The organism is Peptoniphilus indolicus (genome assembly GCF_900454665.1).
GTDB lineage: Bacteria > Bacillota > Clostridia > Tissierellales > Peptoniphilaceae > Peptoniphilus > Peptoniphilus indolicus.
In genome coordinates, this window is sequence record NZ_UGTH01000001.1 from 2163460 (window position 1) to 2179777 (window position 16318).

The following is a 16318-nucleotide window of genomic DNA, read 5'->3' on the forward strand; positions in this document are numbered from 1 at the left end:
ATTATATCAAATAGGGTTGCACTATCAATAATATAATATAAATTGCTAATTTATTTATCAGACTTGTACTGTGGACTATGTACTTTATTTATATAGTATTTATTCCATAAATTATTAGCAGTTTCCTTCCAGTTTTTAGCATAGGGAATAGTTTTAGCTTGAAGTTCTTCTGGTGTTTCTTTACTTTCGAAATCCGTTGAGTTTGCACTTGTCTTTGACAATATTTTCTTTAATTCATAAGGATTTTCCAACATAGGACATGGCATCAAATGATTTTTATTAAATGGTTGACCTTCTCTATAGGTACTAAACAAAGGCGCCTTTAAAATATCAATTAAATCCATATTTTTTATATTTGAGTCTGAGTAATGAATAAATACACAAGGTTCTGCATCTCCATTTGAATTGATGTGAAAATAATTTCTTCCACCAGCTATGCAACCATCCATAGTTGGTCCATCATTTTGAAAATCCATTGTGAAAATAGGTTTACCAGAATTAAATGCTCTTATTTCTTTAATTCTCCAAAAAACATATTCTCTCTGTTCAGGAGTTAGAAGCAATTCAGTGTTAGCTCCCTTTCCAACTGGCATATAATGGAAATACCAAGCAAAAACCGAACCCTTGCTTACTAAAAAATCCAAGAACTCATCGGATGTTATGGTTCTATAGTTTTTAGAAGTATATACTAGAGAACTTCCATATGGAATTCCATATGATTTTAACAGATCCATTGCATGACTAACTTCAACAAAAGAACCCTTTCCGCGTCTAAAGTCATTATCCGATTCAAATCCCTCTACAGAAAGAGAAAATGTAATATTACCAACTCTCTGTAATTCAGAACAAAGCTTCTCATCAATCAATGAACCATTAGAGAAAATATTAAAATAACATTCAGAATGTTCTTCTGCAAGTCTAATTATATCGTCTTTCCTAATGAGAGGCTCCCCTCCTGTCATCATATAGAAATATATTCCAAGTTCTTTTCCTTGAGTTACTATCTTATTCATTATGTCATAAGTTAAATTTAATTTATGTCCGTATTTAGCAGCCCAACATCCTATACATTTTTTATTACAATCTGAAGTTGGATCAAACAGTATTGTCCATGGAATTTGAGTACCAAATTCCAACTTCTTATTTGGTAAATCTTTATTTTCAATAATCATAGATTGAAAGCCTAAATTCATAATTATCTGCTTTCTGACATTTGGATGTGTATTTTTTAGTGTACTAATTATGAGTTTTGTCCATTTATTTTCCGGATTCTTTAACATCTCTCTTGCTGAATCAAAAGCTTTTTCCGAACCCTCAAACTTATCTCCTATATTCCTTTGAGTAAAATCTATTATCTTTAAAATAGTCGATGTGTCAAGTTCATCTCTATCTACTTGACTAAGAAACTTATCAATCAATAGACCAAATGCTTGCCTTTCTACAGTTGTTTTAATTTTCATAATATCCCCCTTAGTTAAAATCGACTAAACAATATATAAATTGCTACGAAAATTGAAATTAATAAGCCTATAAATGAAAAGTGTTTTTGAAAGTATAGCCCATATCTAAAACCAACTATATTTCCAACAGTTGCAATTAAAATTGAGATTAAAAGAAATATATAAAATACTTTATTCGTAATAAACACATCCAAAAAAGCCATGGATAATCCCAAAATAAAAGCAATTGAAATTGTTATTATACCTGTTATCACCAAAGATTTTATAGGTAGCTTATCTATTCTGCTCTCATACCTATTTTTTAGCTTAAAATGCCTATATAGAATATATAATCCTACAACAATGAATAAAACGCTTGAAACTATATGTAATAAATTTGTCAAAGAAACCTCTCCAGTGAAAAAAGTTCTCGACAAAATATTATTACCGAAGTGCAGAGAATTTGTCTGCCCAATTGCAAATATAAAACCTACAACAACTAACTTCCATAAATCTTTTTCTACAAACTGAGATGCAGCTGCCATTGTTGATATTATAAGATCAATTGAGAGTATAACACTAACTATTACTATATATAAAAAACTATTCATTATATCACTTCCTCTTATATTTTATATTTATTATAGTTTTAAATTTTCTTAGGTCAAATATTCAAATTTCATAATTTATTGCCTTATATACTACAAAAAGTTAAATATGTAGTTTTATAAAAACAAATACAAAAACTTGTATTATAAAACAAACAATAACAGACTAATGAGCCTCCTCAATATTTGACATAGAGCCACAAACGCAAAAATCCCTTCAATAATTATATTTCATATTATCAAAAGGATTTTTTAATTAATTTTTTATTAACTATATACTTTTTAAATTTGTTTAATCTAAAACTTTGGCTGGTAACCCAACTGCTGTCTTTCCAGCTGGAACATCTATCAGAACTATTGCTCCTGCTCCTATCTTAGCACCATCCCCAATTGTAACCGGACCTAAAACTGTGGCGCCGGTTCCTATAGTTACGTTGTTCCCCACTGTAGGATGTCTCTTTTCTTCTTTTTCATTCCCAGTTCCACCTAAAGTGATGTTGTGGTAAAAGTGGCAATTATCTCCTACAACCGCTGTCTCTCCTATTACTACTGCCATTGCATGGTCTATAAATAAATTTTTGCCTATCTTAGCTCCAGGATGTATCTCTATTCCAGTTTTCTTTCTACTCCTTTGAGAAATCCATCTTGCTATTAAAGTATTTCCATTATTATAAAAGCGATGTGCAATTCTATGGTATACCATAGCTTTTACTATTGGATACATAAATATCGCTTCAAATCTACTTTTACAAGCAGGGTCTTCTTTTAATATGAAGTCCCCATGTTCTATTAATGTTTTAAAAAATTTACTCATATTCAAATAACTCTGTAGATATATATCTTTCTCCAGTATCAGGTAGTACTGTGACAATAGGCCCCTCTAATTTTTCTAACATTTTCAAAGCACCTACAACATTTGCACCTGATGAAATGCCTACTAAAAGTCCCTCTTCTTTTGCCAATTTCCTTGCCATTTCCATTGCTTCAGAGCCTTTTACAGTAACTACGTCATCTAAGATTTCTCTATCCAAAACTTTTGGCACAAAGTTTGCCCCAATTCCTTGAATCTTATGAATTCCTGCAACATTTTTAGTCAACAATGGAGATTCTTCCGGTTCAAGTCCCCAAATTTTGATATTTTCATCTTTAGATTTTAAATATCTTCCTACTCCTGTTACAGTCCCTCCAGTCCCTATACCTGCAATAAAACCTTTGACTTCTGGTATTTCAGAATATATCTCAGGACCTGTTGTCTTTTCGTGAGCAACTGCATTGTATTTATTTTCAAATTGATTAGGCATAAAATACTCTCCTGTAGTTTCAAGCTCTTTCGCTCTATCTACAGCAGCTTGCATTCCACCTTCACCAGTTAAAATTAGTTCCGCTCCATATGATGCCATGAGCTTTCTTCTTTCGATTGACATAGAAGCCGGCATTACTATTGTAACGTCATACCCTAAGTTCTTACCTATCATTGCGATTGCTATTCCAGTATTTCCACTTGTAGGTTCTACAATTTTCATACCTTGTTTTAAATTTCCATCTGCAATTGCTCCCTTTATCATTTCATAAGCTGGCCTATCTTTAATTGAGCCTGCAGGATTTTGTTTTTCAACTTTTACATATATATTTCCGTTACCTATATTATTTAGCCTTATTAAATTCGTGTTTCCTATTGTATCTAAAATATTTTTCATCTCAATACCTCCACAAGTTACTATAGTCTTAGAACTATGTTATCTTCATATACCCGAATTTTTTTATAAATAACTATTCATCTTTTTTATATATTTGATGATTTTGTTTTTTTGATGTATTAAAAAGGCTCTATAATATCCGTTGGGGAGTAAATCTCTAACAGATATTTTTGTATAAAAAATTTGCACTTATACGCATTTAGTCCTAAACTTAAAATAAGTAAAACCAAATTTAGGAGGTGCATATAAGTGCAAAATAATAATATCATGAATTTGTTTGGTTTTAAAGATGTAGTTTTTGATAGTTTTAATGAGGATAATGAATTTGTCCATGTTCATGCTCATGTTTCTAAGATGTCTATCTGTCCTCATTGTGGTTCTAAAAGGATTTGGGTTCATGATCATAGAGTTCAAATGATTAGGGATACTCATATTTGTGGTAAGAAGTCTTTGATTCATTTAAAGAAAACTAGATATGATTGTAAGTCTTGTGGTTGTCGTTTTGAAAGGAAGCTTGATTTTATCGCTAAAGGTCATACTATGACTAAGAGGCTTGTTTGTTCTATTATTTCTGAATTTGATGAAGTTTATTCTATTTCTTCTATTGCTAATAGGTATAATGTTTCTTCTAATACTGTTCTTCGCATTTTAAATTGTTTAAGTGTTTCTAGGGATAATTTGTCTGAGGTTTTATGTATTGATGAATTTAAGGGTGATAGTGGTAATAACAAGTATCAGACTTCTCTTCTTAATGGGGATACTCATAATATTATTGATGTTTTGCCTTCTAGGAGTAAAGTTTCTTTGTTTGAGTATTTTAAAAAGATTCCTTCTAAAGAGATGATGAATGTTAGATTTTTTGTAAGTGATATGTCTAATATTTTTAAATCTGTTAAGGAAAGATTCTTTAAGTTGTCTGTACATATTATTGATAGATATCATTTTATACGACAGGTTTTATGGGCTTTGGAGAATGTTAGAAAGAGAATTCAAAAGGATGTTTCTTCTAAGTTTAGAAGGTATTTTAAGAGGAGTAGAAGTCTAATTACAAAGCCTTCTTCTAGGCTTACTTCTGATGAGGCTAATGAGGTTTGTCTAATGCTTGAGTTAAGTAGGGATTTAAAATTGGCGTATGGGTTAAAAGAGTTGTTCTATCAATATGTTCTTATTCAGCCTACTAAACCTGCTAACAAAAGTCAAGCCTACTCCGAAATTAATTTCAGAGTAGGCTTGTAATATTTAGTATTGAATTTAAGCATAGCAAATAAGCCGGTTGATATCGGCTTGTTTTAACTATTCTATTCCTAGCTCTAAGCTACTTTTAACGCCTCCTTTTCTTGTTTTGATGCCATAACTTTTGCATAGTAGATTCTTAAGAACTTATTTAAGCCTGCAAATTTACATACTTTTTTTGCTTTTCCATCTTTTTCTTTTTTTAGCATATATAGATATATTTCATTTTCTGGATTTTTAACACTCATCATACATTTCATAGATTGGTATCCTATTTTTCTAAGTATTGCATTACCTCTTTTGGTTATTTTTCTCTGATCTGCTTTGAAATTCCCCGATTCATATGGAGGTGAGTCTATTCCTACAAAGGATATTAGGCATTTTTTATTTTTAAATTTTGATAAGTCTCCAAATTCTGCTGTTATTTGTACTGCTAATTTGTCTGATATTCCTGAGAATTTTTTGGCTTCTTGATATTCTTCTAGAGGCTCGGCAATTTCTATCATTTGTGATAAAATATTATATAGAATTTGATTTATATGTTTGATCAATTCTATCCCTTCTTGTAGGTTCATCTTTATGTATGAGCTATTGGAAGGTTGAGTTGAGATACTTTCCTCTGCAAGCTTGTAAATGGATTTAGCTTTATCAGCATTAGGATGGTATCTCTTTTCTTTTGCCCAGTTCTTAAAGTCTTCTATGAATTTTTCTTCTGTTTTTTCTAAAACTAGGTCTTTGTGCCACCATGTTTCTAAGAAATCTAATAGTTTGTCTTTTGAGAAGTCTTTAGATCCATGAGATATTAATTTTTTTATTCCTGGAAATGTTTGACTGATTGTTTGGTCTATGAAGTTCATTTGATTGATTCTTAGGTCCATGTAATGCTGATAAGATCTGTTTAATTCTTTTAGAGTTCTAAAATTTTCTGTATCTACTTTGTGTTCTTGTAATTCTTTCCAATACATCAACCCATATTCTGCTATTTGTGTGGCATCTATATTATCATTTTTTGCTTTTCTGAAGTTTAACACTCGGCAGAACTGTTTCATTTTTAATGGATTAATTACTGCTACAAAGTATCCTTGTTTTTTTAATTCATAAAGAATTGGCAAATGATATTTTCCTGTTGCTTCCATGACTATTTTGATTTCTTGATTTAAATCTTTTAGTTTATTTAAGAATCCTTCTACTTCTGGTTTGTTAAGATTTACATCAAAGGGCTTCCAAATAATTTTGCTACCTTGTTCTAAGGCACAGGCTGTAAATTTTTCTTTTGCTATATCTATTCCTATAGATATCATTTTCTTACCTTCTTTCTTTTAAATTTGTAGTTCCTACCTGCACCATTACACTCATTTTAGCTCGTGACACGGACGTTTTGCCCAACCTGCTTAACCGAATATGAATAATGAAGAGGTAGATGACAGTTTTTATTGCGGATGTTTTAACCCTAAAAGACGATCGTCATACTACTTCTTCATTATACAAAAATAGTGCAAGATAGAAATCACTTTCTTTCTTACACTATTTATGGTACTAAAAAGAAGATGTTAATTTAGAAGAGCGATACATGGTTGGTGGTTCTAAAACAACTGCAGGTATCAATCGAATTGTTCCTATCCACCACAAGATATTACCAATAATAACTGCTCTTTATGCAAAAAATAAAGTATACTTGATAGAAAATAAATTAGGTAAACAAATGAAATATTCTAATTTCAGAAGAGAAAAATGGGATAAAATTATGAGCGATTTAGAGATGAAACATCTCCCTCATGAATGTAGGCACACAACCGCAACTCTACTTGATAGATTTGAAGCTAACAGTAATTCTATCAAAAAAATTCTCGGCCACTCTTCTACAAATATAACAGATAAAACCTATATCCATAAAGACTTAAGCCAGTTAATTACAGCGATTGAGAAGATAGAGATATAATACATTTTGTATATTGCACGTATATTTCGTGTATATTACGAGCTGATTTTTAATGATTTCTAGTGATATTTATTGATACGATAAAAAAAGAGAACCCTTGGAAGTTGGTGTTTCCAAAGGTTCTGATTTTTTGTATGAAAAATATTTTTATCTCTTTGAGAATTGTGGAGCACGTCTTGCTTTCTTTAAACCATATTTCTTTCTTTCTTTCATTCTTGGATCTCTAGTTAAGAATCCAGCTTTTTTAAGAATAGATCTGTGTTCTGGGTCCACTTCAAGAAGAGCTCTAGCAATACCATGTCTGATAGCTCCTGCTTGACCAGTGTATCCACCGCCTTGTACTTTAACAATTACATCAAATTGAGCAACTGTTTCAGTAAGTTCAAGAGGCGCCTTAGCAACTGTTATAAGCGTTGCATAATCAAAATAATCTTCAATATCTCTATTGTTTACAGTAAATTTACCGTTTCCTGGTAGAAGTCTGACTTGAGCTATAGATTTTTTTCTTCTTCCAGTTCCTCTATATTGAGTTCTTTCCATTTCCTACCTCCTCAGTTGATTTCCAATACTTCAGGTTTTTGAGCTTCGTGAGGATGTTCCGCACCAGCATATACCTTTAGCTTAGTAAACATCTGTCTTCCAAGTCTTGACTTAGGAAGCATACCCTTTACAGCATATTCTACCATTCTTTCAGGGTGTTTTTCTCTGAGTTGTTTGTAGGCAATTTCACGTCTTCCACCTGGATATCCAGTATGATAAGCGTGGATTTTTTGTTCCCACTTATTTCCTGTAAGTTTTACCTTATCAGCATTGATTACAATAACATAATCACCTGTATCCACATGAGGTGTATATATTACCTTATTCTTTCCTCTTAGGATAGACGCTATTTCAGAACTAAGTCTTCCTAGCACCTTATCAGTTGCATCTACTACATACCATTTTCTATCTACTTCATTGGCTTTAGCCATATAAGTTTTCATAGATTTCCTCCTGTTTTAAAATTTTTCCGGGGCTTTTAAAACACTCCTGTTATTTTAATACATAAACATCCAAAGGTCAAGTATTTTAGGGAATTTAATTTACAAATTTACAATTAAATTAATTATAAATTTAATTACTTATTATTTTCCTATCTTTTCATTTTCAAGCGGAGAATATATATCAGATTCTTTCATAAACTTTTGAACATCTTTTTTAACTCTTGTTACAGATGCCATAGTACCCACACCTGCTATACATCCACCAGGGCAAGCCATTCCCTCTAATAAATAGCCATTGTATTTTCCAGCTTTGGCTATTTTAACCATTTTTACACACTCTTGTAGTGTATTAGCTCCTAATATATTAATTTCTCTATCAGGTTCTAATTCCAATGCAACTTGTTTTACAGCTTCTGCAACTCCACCAGCAATTGGATATCCTCTTCCCAATGCTGATGCATCTTTGACATCATTTTCAATAACTATTTCTGAAGGCTCTATTCCTTTAGCTACAAACATACCCATAAGCTCTTCAAATGTTATTACAAAGTCAACATGTGATTTAACTTTAGTATCTAAAGCTTCTAACTTCTTAGATGTACAAGGACCAATAAAACAAATTATTCCTTCAGGGTCTTTTTCATGTATATATTCAGCAGTATATCTCATAGGGGAACCTGAATCTGAAATTTGCCCAGAAAGTTCTGGGAATTTATTTTTTACCATTAAAGCCCAAGAAAAACAGCATGATGTTCCCATAAATGGAATATCATTTGGTACTCTATGTATATACTCTTTAGCTTCATTCATAGTTGTAACGTCAGCTCCAAGAGAAACTTCTACTACATCTTCAAACCCCAATTGTCTGATACCTTCAACTATTTGTGCTGGAGATGAGTTAGCACCAAATTGTCCAACAAATGAAGGCGCAACTGCAGCATAAATTCTCTTTCCTGATTTTATAGCTTTTATAAGTTGATATATTTGAGTTTTATCAGCTATCGCTCCAAACGGACAACTTGCTATACATCTTCCACAAGCTACGCAGTTATCGTGATTTATTTCTGCTCTACCATATTCATCAGAGCTTATACAATCTACCCCACAAACGGCTGCGCAGGGTCTTTCATACATAACAATTGCATTGTATGGACATGCTTCTTTACATCTTCCACAATTTATACATTTTTCTTTGTCTATATGAGCTCTTGATCTTCCAACAGACACTGCATTTACAGGGCATACATTTGTACATGGATGCGCCATACATTTTCTACAGTTGTCTGTAACCACATGAGCTTTTGTAGGACATGCTTCACAAGCAAACTTTATTACATTAATCAATGGTTTTTCATAGGCATTAGTATCTATATCTACTTTATCAAAACCATCTGTGAGCTTTTTATAAACAGATATTTCTCTGGCATCCATTCCCATTGCAAGCCTTAATCTCTCGTCTGCAACAGCTCTTTCTCTAAAGATATCTTCCCTATACTTTGCGACTTCACCGGGTACAATTCTATAAGAAGAATCTTCAAGTTCTGAAATATCTACATCATAATAAGCAATTCTAGCTACTTCAGCAAATACCTTTCTTCTAATGTCCACAATACTTTGATATGTCTCTTTCATTCTTACCTCAGCTTCTTAATTTGTTTATAATTTTTTCACTTACTTCTTGTGGAGTAGCTCTAAAAATAATTTCATCATCTATTATCACAACCGGAGCATTAGTTGATTCCTCTTCAGGATTGCAATACTCACCATTCAAACATTGTCCCAATTCTATCTCTAGATTTTCAGCTGAACAATAATCTGACTCCGGTCCACAAATATCATTTTGTAGTAATTCTACTGCGTCATATATCGTGCTTGCCCCCATAAGTGTACATCTAGATCCCATACAAATAGTAACTTTCATCTACATTCCTCCTATTTTTGACGTGTATGTGCTATTCTTGCAGCTGCTGCAGCAGCTATAGCTGCTATTAAATCATCTGCAAATGTCTCTACATTCTTAAGTGAATCTGATTTTTTCTTTCTCTTATCTAATTCATCAATAATACCTATTTTCTTTTTATCTAAGTATCCAAAATTAGTAAGCCCTATAGTTCCATATAAATTTACAATTCCAAGTGGCAAAACTTCATCTATACCATACAATTTTTCGTCTTTTGCAATAATTGTTTGTATAGGTTCTGGTAATAGTTGTTTTTGTGCCATTTCATCTATAGCAAGTCCTGTTAATACAGCATGAACCACTTCTCTTTTCTTTAGTACCGCTTCTATGTTTTCTAAACATTCATCTAATGTTAAATCTTCAACATATTCTTTTTGTAATAAAAGTACTATTTCAGCAATATCTTTAAGTTTAACTCCTATTTCTTCTAACTTTGCTACAGTTGTATCATATAGCATTTGTTGGTCATAATTATAATTCATAAAACCTCCTTCATTCTAATGCATTACCTCTTGTAGTGCCTTCAATTGAATATTCCCACATTCCATTCTTTTCTTTTATAGCTTTCTTTTGTATATTATTAAATATTTTTTGATATTTATCATTTGGCTTAAAGGTGTATACCCTAGCAAGACCATATCTTAAAGCTATACCAGAATAATTTAAATTTTCTATAGTATCCCTATTTAATTCATTTGGTATTTCTAACCATATATATCCAAGTATTCTACCATATTTATCTCTTGTTTCTACATCTTTTTCTATAAAAACTTTTTTATTGAGCATTATCTTTTCAGCTAAATCTTTAGCCTCTAAAGATAGATATTCTTTTTTAGAAATTTCTGGAGCATTTATACCTATTATTCTTATTTTTTCTCCATCACTTGTTATTACTGTATCTCCATCTACTACTTTTGTCACAATAATTTCATTATAATTATCTACTATTAATTCATTACTGCTTTGTAAATATATGTAGATTATAATTAAAATTATTAGAAATATAAAAGATAGATACCTGTTATCTCTCATTTTTTCTTTTTCTCATTTCCATCATTTTTCTACGTCTATTAATTTTGACTCTCTCTCTTTTTATAGATATACCAAATACTATAGTTGGAATCAATGAACTAATGAAAAGAACTAAATAATTTGAATCTATTCCCAATACTTCCATAGGGTATACAAAAGGAAACATAAATAAATCCATTGGTAATCTCCAAAGATTACCTGCAACTTCAAATCCATCTTTTGAATGTGTTCCTATTAGTGAAATTATAGCTAATATTAAAAACAATAAAACTATAACATTTCCAGAAAAGAAATCCAACTTAGAGTTAGCTTTTTTAGAAAGACCCTTTCCAAAATTGTAGTATAATATTAAAGGAATGATTGAAATTATAATTTTAAATATTAAATTGCCATAAAATATTTTTAACAAAGTTTGATTTAGATTTATCAGTGTTGCAATTCCAAACATAAACCCTACAATAATTAGATGTATAAATAGTCCTCTAGTATTATTTCTCATTCTTCACCTTCTAACATATGCCCAGTTTCTTTTAACTCACCAGAAAGTGTATTCCATATAACTTCAACATCTTGTTCTTCACTAATCTTTTTTATTTCATCTTCTGTGCTGAGAAATAGTGTTGTTGATAGGTAGTCGCTTAGTCCTGAGTCTTTTGTGATTATGCTTATTGAGTTGTATTCTCCTTCCGGGTATAGTGTCTTAGGGTCTATTATGTGGTGATATTTTCTTCCGTTGTATTCGAAGTATCTTTGATAGTCTCCGCTTGTTACTACTGATGTGTCGTTTAGGTTTAGTACGGCTAGGAATGTGCTGTTGTCTCCTTTGTCGTTTGGGTTTTGTATGGCTACTGTGTATGTTTCTTTTATTGGGTGCTTTCCTATCAGTTTTACGTTCCCTCCTGCTGATATTAGTCCGCTTTTTACTCCTATTTGTTTTGCGTATTCTCCTATTTTTTCTGTTGCGTATCCTTTTGCTACTGCTCCCAGGTCCAATTTCATTCCTTTTTCTATATAGATTGTTTTGGTTTTTTTGTCTGTTTTTATTTTTGTTGTGTCTGTTAGGTTTCTTAATGCTTCTAGTTCTTCTCTTTCCGGTAATGGGTGTCCGAATTGTTTTATTGCTTCTGCTTCTCCTCCGTCTAGATGGGCTTCTCTGTATTTGGCCCATATGTCTATTATTGGTCCCATTGCTATGTTCACTTTGTTTGATATTGTTTTTTCTCGCTCTAGTGTTGTTTCTATTAGGTTGTATAGGTCGTCTGATACTTCTACCGGTTGTACTCCTGCATTGTCGTTTATTATTTTTAGGTTGTTTAGGTTTTCGTAGTTGTTGTATCTGTCGAATTCTCTGTGTAGTCTAAAGTATTCGTTTCTCATTTTTTCCAGTTTTTCGTTTGCTGTTTTTTCGTCTGTGTCGTATATTTGAAATGTTGTTACTGTGTCGAATGCCTCGAAAAATTGTATTTCGTATTTTTGCATTTTTGTGTTATTTTCTTCTATTTCATTTGGTTTATTGCCTCCGCATGCTGTTAGTATGAGTAAACAAATTATAATAAATATTTTTTTCATTTTATCACCACATATATCTTACCAAATAAGACTATCAATTAAAAGATAATTAAACTCTCTATTCTTAGCCATTTTCATCTTTTTTTGTAGATTTTTTTAAATCTCTAATGTATAATAGTACAAGGTTTTAGATAGGAGGTCAAAATGACTAAGAAAGGCACTGTTGTACTCGGAATGAGTGGAGGTGTTGATTCATCCGTCTCTCTCCTATTACTTCTTGAACAAGGCTATGATGTCACTGCGGTCTTTATGAAGAATTGGGATGACACTGATGATGACTATTGTACACAAGCTGATGATTATCTTGATGTACAAAGAGTGTGTTCAGCTTTAGGCGTAAAATACTACACTGTAAATTTTGAAAAAGAGTATAGGGATAGAGTTTTCTCTTATTTTTTAGAAGAATATAAAAAAGGCAGAACACCTAATCCTGACATTATGTGTAATACTGAAATTAAGTTTAAAGCTTTTTTAGAATTTGCACTTAAATTTAATTCCGATTATATAGCAATGGGACATTACGCACGAACAAGAATCAGTAACGGTCGAACTTATTTACTAAGAGGTTTAGATCAGAACAAAGATCAATCCTATTTCCTCTCTAGAGTTCCTGAAGCAGCTCTTTCAAAAACAATATTCCCTGTTGGTGAACTTGAAAAATCTGAGGTTAGGAGAATAGCCGAAGAAAATGGACTCGCTACAGCGCATAAAAAAGATTCTACTGGAATTTGTTTTATTGGTGAAAGAGACTTCAATAAATTTTTAGATCAATTTCTTTTTACTAAAGAAGGCGACATATATTCTTATGAAGGTGAACTTCTTGGAAGACACTCTGGACTTATGCACTATACTATAGGCCAAAGAAAAGGCATTGGTTTAGGTGGTATGGGAAATGGAGAACCATTTTTTGTTCAAGATAAAGATTTGAAAAATAATCGTCTTATAGTAGCACAAGGATTAAAACATCCTTCTCTATACAAAAAAAATACGATTGTCGAAAAACCTTTCTGGATTACTGAAACTCCGAACTTACCATTTGAGTGTTCAGTAAAAATAAGGTATAGGGCTAAAGATGAAAAAGCATTAGTCGAAGAAATAGGCTTTGACAAATTAAAAGTTACGTTTGAAAATCCCCTAAAGGGAGTTACTCCAGGCCAAGCTCTTGTATTTTATCAAGATGAAATATGTCTAGGTTCTGGTATAATAGAATAAGGAGGCATTATGTCAATGATATTAAATTTAAAAAACAGAAGTGAAAAAGGAAAAAATCAAGTAGATAAACTAAGAGCAGAACAAATTGTTCCAGGAGTTATTTACTCAAAAGGAAATGAAGCTAAAACAGTTTCAGCTGTAGAAAAAGATTTACTAAAAGCTTACCAAGAAAATGGTACTTCAAGTATTTTCAAAATTGATTTTGAAGGAACATCTCAACAAGTTCTAATTAAAGAACTTCAAATGCACCCATTCAAAAACCAAATTCTACATTTTGATCTATACTTAATAGACATGAGTGAAAAAATTAAGGTTAATATACCAGTTGTATTAGAAGGAAGAGATGAAATTAAAGTACAACCTTCTGTATTATTACAAGTAGTTAACGAAATTGAAGTTGAATGTCTACCAGCTGATCTTCCTGCTGAAACTGTTGTTAATGTAGTAGATATGCAAATTGGAGATTCTATACTTGTTAAAGATCTTGATGTAGCTAACAACAGCAAAATTGAAATTTTTGTTGATCTTGAAGAAACTATAGCTACTCTACAAGAGCCACAAGAAGAAGTTCTTCCTGAAGAAGGTTCTGAAGAAAAATCAGCAGAAGTTCCTACTGTATCTGAAACAGAAGCTGAATAGTTTTAAACGAGAAGGCAAGCTAATCGCTTGTCTTTTTTTATTTACATTACTTATGGGTATAATTAAATAAAAATTAAAGGAGAAAACAATGGCTGTTATAAAAAACTTATCTTTAGATTCAACCTATGAAATATTAGATGAAAGTGAATATGGTGTTTTAAGCGTTTTTGATTTTTCTATACACTCTGTTCCTTTTTCTTTTGTAAGATGTGATGACAAAATATATTTTTCCTCGTCTAAAAAAGGAACTAAAGTAGATATTTTTGAAAGAGAAAAAATGATTAAATTGGTATTCGTATCAAGAACTAATGTTGCTGATGAATATTCCTTAGATGAAATTCAAAAAGAAGTTGACTCAGGCAATATATCTTTCTTAAATAAAAATGTTTTTACTAATGAATATGAATCTGCTATTGCCGATGGTAGGCTTGAAAGGATAAATGAAGATTCGGAAAGAGAATATGCTATTAGATTGCTCTACGGAAAATACTATTCTGATAAGATGCAATGGTTTGATTTAATTAAAGATGATGTTTTAAAAAATTCAAATATTTATAAAGTGTATCTTACTAATGTTACTGGAAAAGAAAAATATATTGAAATTTAAAATAGAAAAATACTGAAACAGAATCATTAAATATTCTTCACTACTTTTTTATATTTTTAAACTTCAATATAAAAGGGCTCTATAATATCTGTTTGGGAGTAAATCTCTAACGGATATTTTTGTAAAAAAAATTGCACTTATATGCATTTAGTCCTAAACTTTAATTAGCAAAACCAAAGATTGGAGGTACATATAAGTGCAAAATAATATCATGAATTTGTTTGGTTTTAAAGATGTAGTTTTTGATAGTTTTAATGAGGATAATGAATTTGTCCATGTTCATCTTTTTGTTTCTAAGATGTCTGTCTGTCCTCATTGTGGTTCTAAAAGGATTTGGGTTCATGGTCATAGGACTCAAAGGATTAAAAGATACTCATATTCGTGGTAAGAAGTCTTTAATTCATTTAAGGAAAACTAGGTATGATTGTAAGTCTTGTGGGTGTCGTTTTGAAAGGAATCTTGATTTTTTGCTAATGGTCATACTATGACTAAGAGGCTTGTTTTTGCTATTGTTCATGAGTTTGATGTGGTTTATTCTATTTCTTCTATTGCTAATAGGTATAATGTTTCTTCGAATACTGTTCTTCGTATTTTAAATTGTTTAAGTGTTCCTAGGGGTAAGTTTTCTGAGGTTTTGTGTATTGATTAGTTTAAGGGTGATAGTGGCAATAACAAGTATCAGACTTCTCTTCTTAATGGTGATATTCATAGTGTTATTGATATTTTACTTTCTAGGAGTAAGGATTGTTTGTTTGAGTATTTTAAAAGGATTTCTAATATAGAGAGGATGAGTGTTAAGTTTTTGGTAAGTGATATGTCTAATTTTTTTAAGTCTGTTAGGGATAGGTTCTTTAGAAGTTCGATTCATATTATTGATAGGTATTATTTCATAAGACAGGTTTCTTGGGCTTTGGAGAATGTTAGAAAGAGGATTCAAAGGGATGTTTCTTCTAAGCTTAGGGTGTTTTTAAGAGAAGCAAGGGTTTAGTTACAAAGCCTTCTTCTATGCTTAGTTCTATGCAGGCTAATTAGGTTTCTTTAATGCTTGGGTTAAGTGAGGATTTAAGGTTAGCTTATCAATTAAAAGAGTTGTTCTACCAATATGTTCTTACTCAGCCTAATAAAAAGATGGCTAGTATATGTTTGAGTGAGTGGATAAGAAGGGCTAAGGAGTCCGGTTTAAAGGAATTTAGTTCTTGTATTACTGCTTTTAATGATTGGTTTGATGAGATATGTAATTCTTTTGATTATCCTTGGTCTAATGGTCCTCTTGAGGGTACGCATACTAAGATAAAGACTTTAAAGAGAAATTGTTTTGGTATGAGGAATTTTGATTTATTTAGAAAACGAATTATGTTTTCGTGTAAGTAGTTGGCAAAAGAGTATTAAATTTTCTGAAA

The 16318-nt window shown here is 31.4% G+C and carries 19 protein-coding genes and 2 pseudogenes; 8 read left to right on the forward strand and 13 right to left on the reverse strand.

The features are described from left to right. Positions 1 to 50: 50 nt before the first annotated feature. The 4 genes from DYE58_RS10520 to cysK form a co-directional block, all read right to left on the reverse strand. Positions 51 to 1460, reverse strand: a complete 1410-nt coding sequence (locus tag DYE58_RS10520) for a radical SAM/SPASM domain-containing protein (protein ID WP_004822290.1) — start codon at positions 1458 to 1460, stop codon at positions 51 to 53. Between the two features lie 14 nt (positions 1461 to 1474). Beyond that, positions 1475 to 2050, reverse strand: a complete 576-nt coding sequence (locus DYE58_RS10525; RefSeq protein ID WP_004822292.1) for a manganese efflux pump — start codon at positions 2048 to 2050, stop codon at positions 1475 to 1477. Positions 2051 to 2339: 289 nt separating this feature from the next. After that, the gene (epsC, locus tag DYE58_RS10530; protein ID WP_004822294.1) at positions 2340 to 2861 is read right to left on the reverse strand and encodes a serine O-acetyltransferase EpsC; all 522 of its coding nucleotides are present in this window, start codon (positions 2859 to 2861) and stop codon (positions 2340 to 2342) included. After that, positions 2854 to 3744, reverse strand: coding sequence for a cysteine synthase A (cysK, locus tag DYE58_RS10535; protein ID WP_004822296.1), 891 nt, complete (start codon positions 3742 to 3744; stop codon positions 2854 to 2856). The genes epsC and cysK overlap by 8 nt, the downstream gene beginning before the upstream one ends. 249 nt (positions 3745 to 3993) lie before the next feature. On the opposite strand from cysK, the gene DYE58_RS10540 reads away from it, so the two are divergent. After that, a complete protein-coding gene (locus DYE58_RS10540; protein ID WP_115312299.1) occupies positions 3994 to 4980 on the forward strand; it encodes an ISL3 family transposase in 987 nt (328 codons plus the stop codon). Positions 4981 to 5054: 74 nt separating this feature from the next. Here the strand turns inward: DYE58_RS10540 and DYE58_RS10545 are convergent, their stop codons facing one another. After that, complete coding sequence (locus DYE58_RS10545) at positions 5055 to 6278, reverse strand: IS110 family RNA-guided transposase (RefSeq protein WP_004823452.1); 1224 nt, start codon at positions 6276 to 6278, stop codon at positions 5055 to 5057. 254 nt (positions 6279 to 6532) lie between these two features. On the opposite strand from DYE58_RS10545, the pseudogene DYE58_RS10550 reads away from it, so the two are divergent. Further along, a pseudogene (locus DYE58_RS10550) lies at positions 6533 to 6916 on the forward strand (tyrosine-type recombinase/integrase); the annotation flags it as partial. Positions 6917 to 7063: 147 nt separating this feature from the next. Here DYE58_RS10550 and rpsI read toward each other — a convergent pair. From rpsI to DYE58_RS10590, 8 genes are all read right to left on the reverse strand, one after another. Then, on the reverse strand, positions 7064 to 7456 hold the full coding sequence (gene rpsI, locus DYE58_RS10555) for a 30S ribosomal protein S9 (RefSeq protein ID WP_004823127.1): 393 nt from the start codon (positions 7454 to 7456) through the stop codon (positions 7064 to 7066). 11 nt (positions 7457 to 7467) lie between these two features. Beyond that, positions 7468 to 7899, reverse strand: coding sequence for a 50S ribosomal protein L13 (gene rplM, locus DYE58_RS10560; protein WP_004823126.1), 432 nt, complete (start codon positions 7897 to 7899; stop codon positions 7468 to 7470). 141 nt (positions 7900 to 8040) lie between these two features. After that, the gene (locus tag DYE58_RS10565; RefSeq protein WP_004823125.1) at positions 8041 to 9531 is read right to left on the reverse strand and encodes a 4Fe-4S dicluster domain-containing protein; all 1491 of its coding nucleotides are present in this window, start codon (positions 9529 to 9531) and stop codon (positions 8041 to 8043) included. A gap of 7 nt (positions 9532 to 9538) precedes the next feature. Further along, positions 9539 to 9820, reverse strand: a complete 282-nt coding sequence (locus DYE58_RS10570; protein ID WP_004823123.1) for an NADH-quinone oxidoreductase subunit NuoE family protein — start codon at positions 9818 to 9820, stop codon at positions 9539 to 9541. A gap of 11 nt (positions 9821 to 9831) precedes the next feature. After that, positions 9832 to 10341, reverse strand: a complete 510-nt coding sequence (locus DYE58_RS10575) for a phosphatidylglycerophosphatase A family protein (protein WP_004823122.1) — start codon at positions 10339 to 10341, stop codon at positions 9832 to 9834. A 10-nt stretch (positions 10342 to 10351) separates the two neighbouring features. Then, positions 10352 to 10891, reverse strand: a complete 540-nt coding sequence (locus DYE58_RS10580; RefSeq protein ID WP_004823120.1) for a thermonuclease family protein — start codon at positions 10889 to 10891, stop codon at positions 10352 to 10354. Beyond that, on the reverse strand, positions 10881 to 11390 hold the full coding sequence (locus tag DYE58_RS10585) for a hypothetical protein (RefSeq protein WP_115312300.1): 510 nt from the start codon (positions 11388 to 11390) through the stop codon (positions 10881 to 10883). The genes DYE58_RS10580 and DYE58_RS10585 overlap by 11 nt, the downstream gene beginning before the upstream one ends. Further along, positions 11387 to 12370 carry an FAD:protein FMN transferase gene (locus DYE58_RS10590; protein ID WP_172463336.1) on the reverse strand — a complete coding sequence of 328 codons (984 nt, stop codon included), beginning with the start codon at positions 12368 to 12370 and terminating at the stop codon, positions 11387 to 11389. The genes DYE58_RS10585 and DYE58_RS10590 overlap by 4 nt, the downstream gene beginning before the upstream one ends. Before the next feature lie 234 nt (positions 12371 to 12604). Here DYE58_RS10590 and mnmA point away from each other — a divergent pair, with 234 nt between their 5' ends. The 6 genes and pseudogenes from mnmA (at position 12605) to DYE58_RS11590 (ending at position 16289) form a co-directional block, all read left to right on the forward strand. Further along, positions 12605 to 13672 carry a tRNA 2-thiouridine(34) synthase MnmA gene (gene mnmA / locus DYE58_RS10595; protein WP_004823335.1) on the forward strand — a complete coding sequence of 356 codons (1068 nt, stop codon included), beginning with the start codon at positions 12605 to 12607 and terminating at the stop codon, positions 13670 to 13672. Between the two features lie 15 nt (positions 13673 to 13687). Continuing rightward, positions 13688 to 14311, forward strand: coding sequence for a 50S ribosomal protein L25 (locus DYE58_RS10600; RefSeq protein WP_004823332.1), 624 nt, complete (start codon positions 13688 to 13690; stop codon positions 14309 to 14311). An 88-nt stretch (positions 14312 to 14399) separates the two neighbouring features. Beyond that, positions 14400 to 14918 (forward strand): pyridoxamine 5'-phosphate oxidase family protein, encoded by a 519-nt coding sequence (locus DYE58_RS10605; RefSeq protein ID WP_115312303.1) that lies wholly within the window; start codon positions 14400 to 14402, stop codon positions 14916 to 14918. Between the two features lie 196 nt (positions 14919 to 15114). Beyond that, a complete protein-coding gene (locus DYE58_RS10610) occupies positions 15115 to 15306 on the forward strand; it encodes a hypothetical protein (protein ID WP_083827215.1) in 192 nt (63 codons plus the stop codon). A gap of 294 nt (positions 15307 to 15600) precedes the next feature. Continuing rightward, positions 15601 to 15906, forward strand: a pseudogene (locus tag DYE58_RS11585) (transposase); the annotation flags it as partial. Positions 15907 to 15959: 53 nt separating this feature from the next. Then, a complete protein-coding gene (locus DYE58_RS11590) occupies positions 15960 to 16289 on the forward strand; it encodes a transposase (RefSeq protein ID WP_115312304.1) in 330 nt (109 codons plus the stop codon). Positions 16290 to 16318 lie beyond the last annotated feature (29 nt).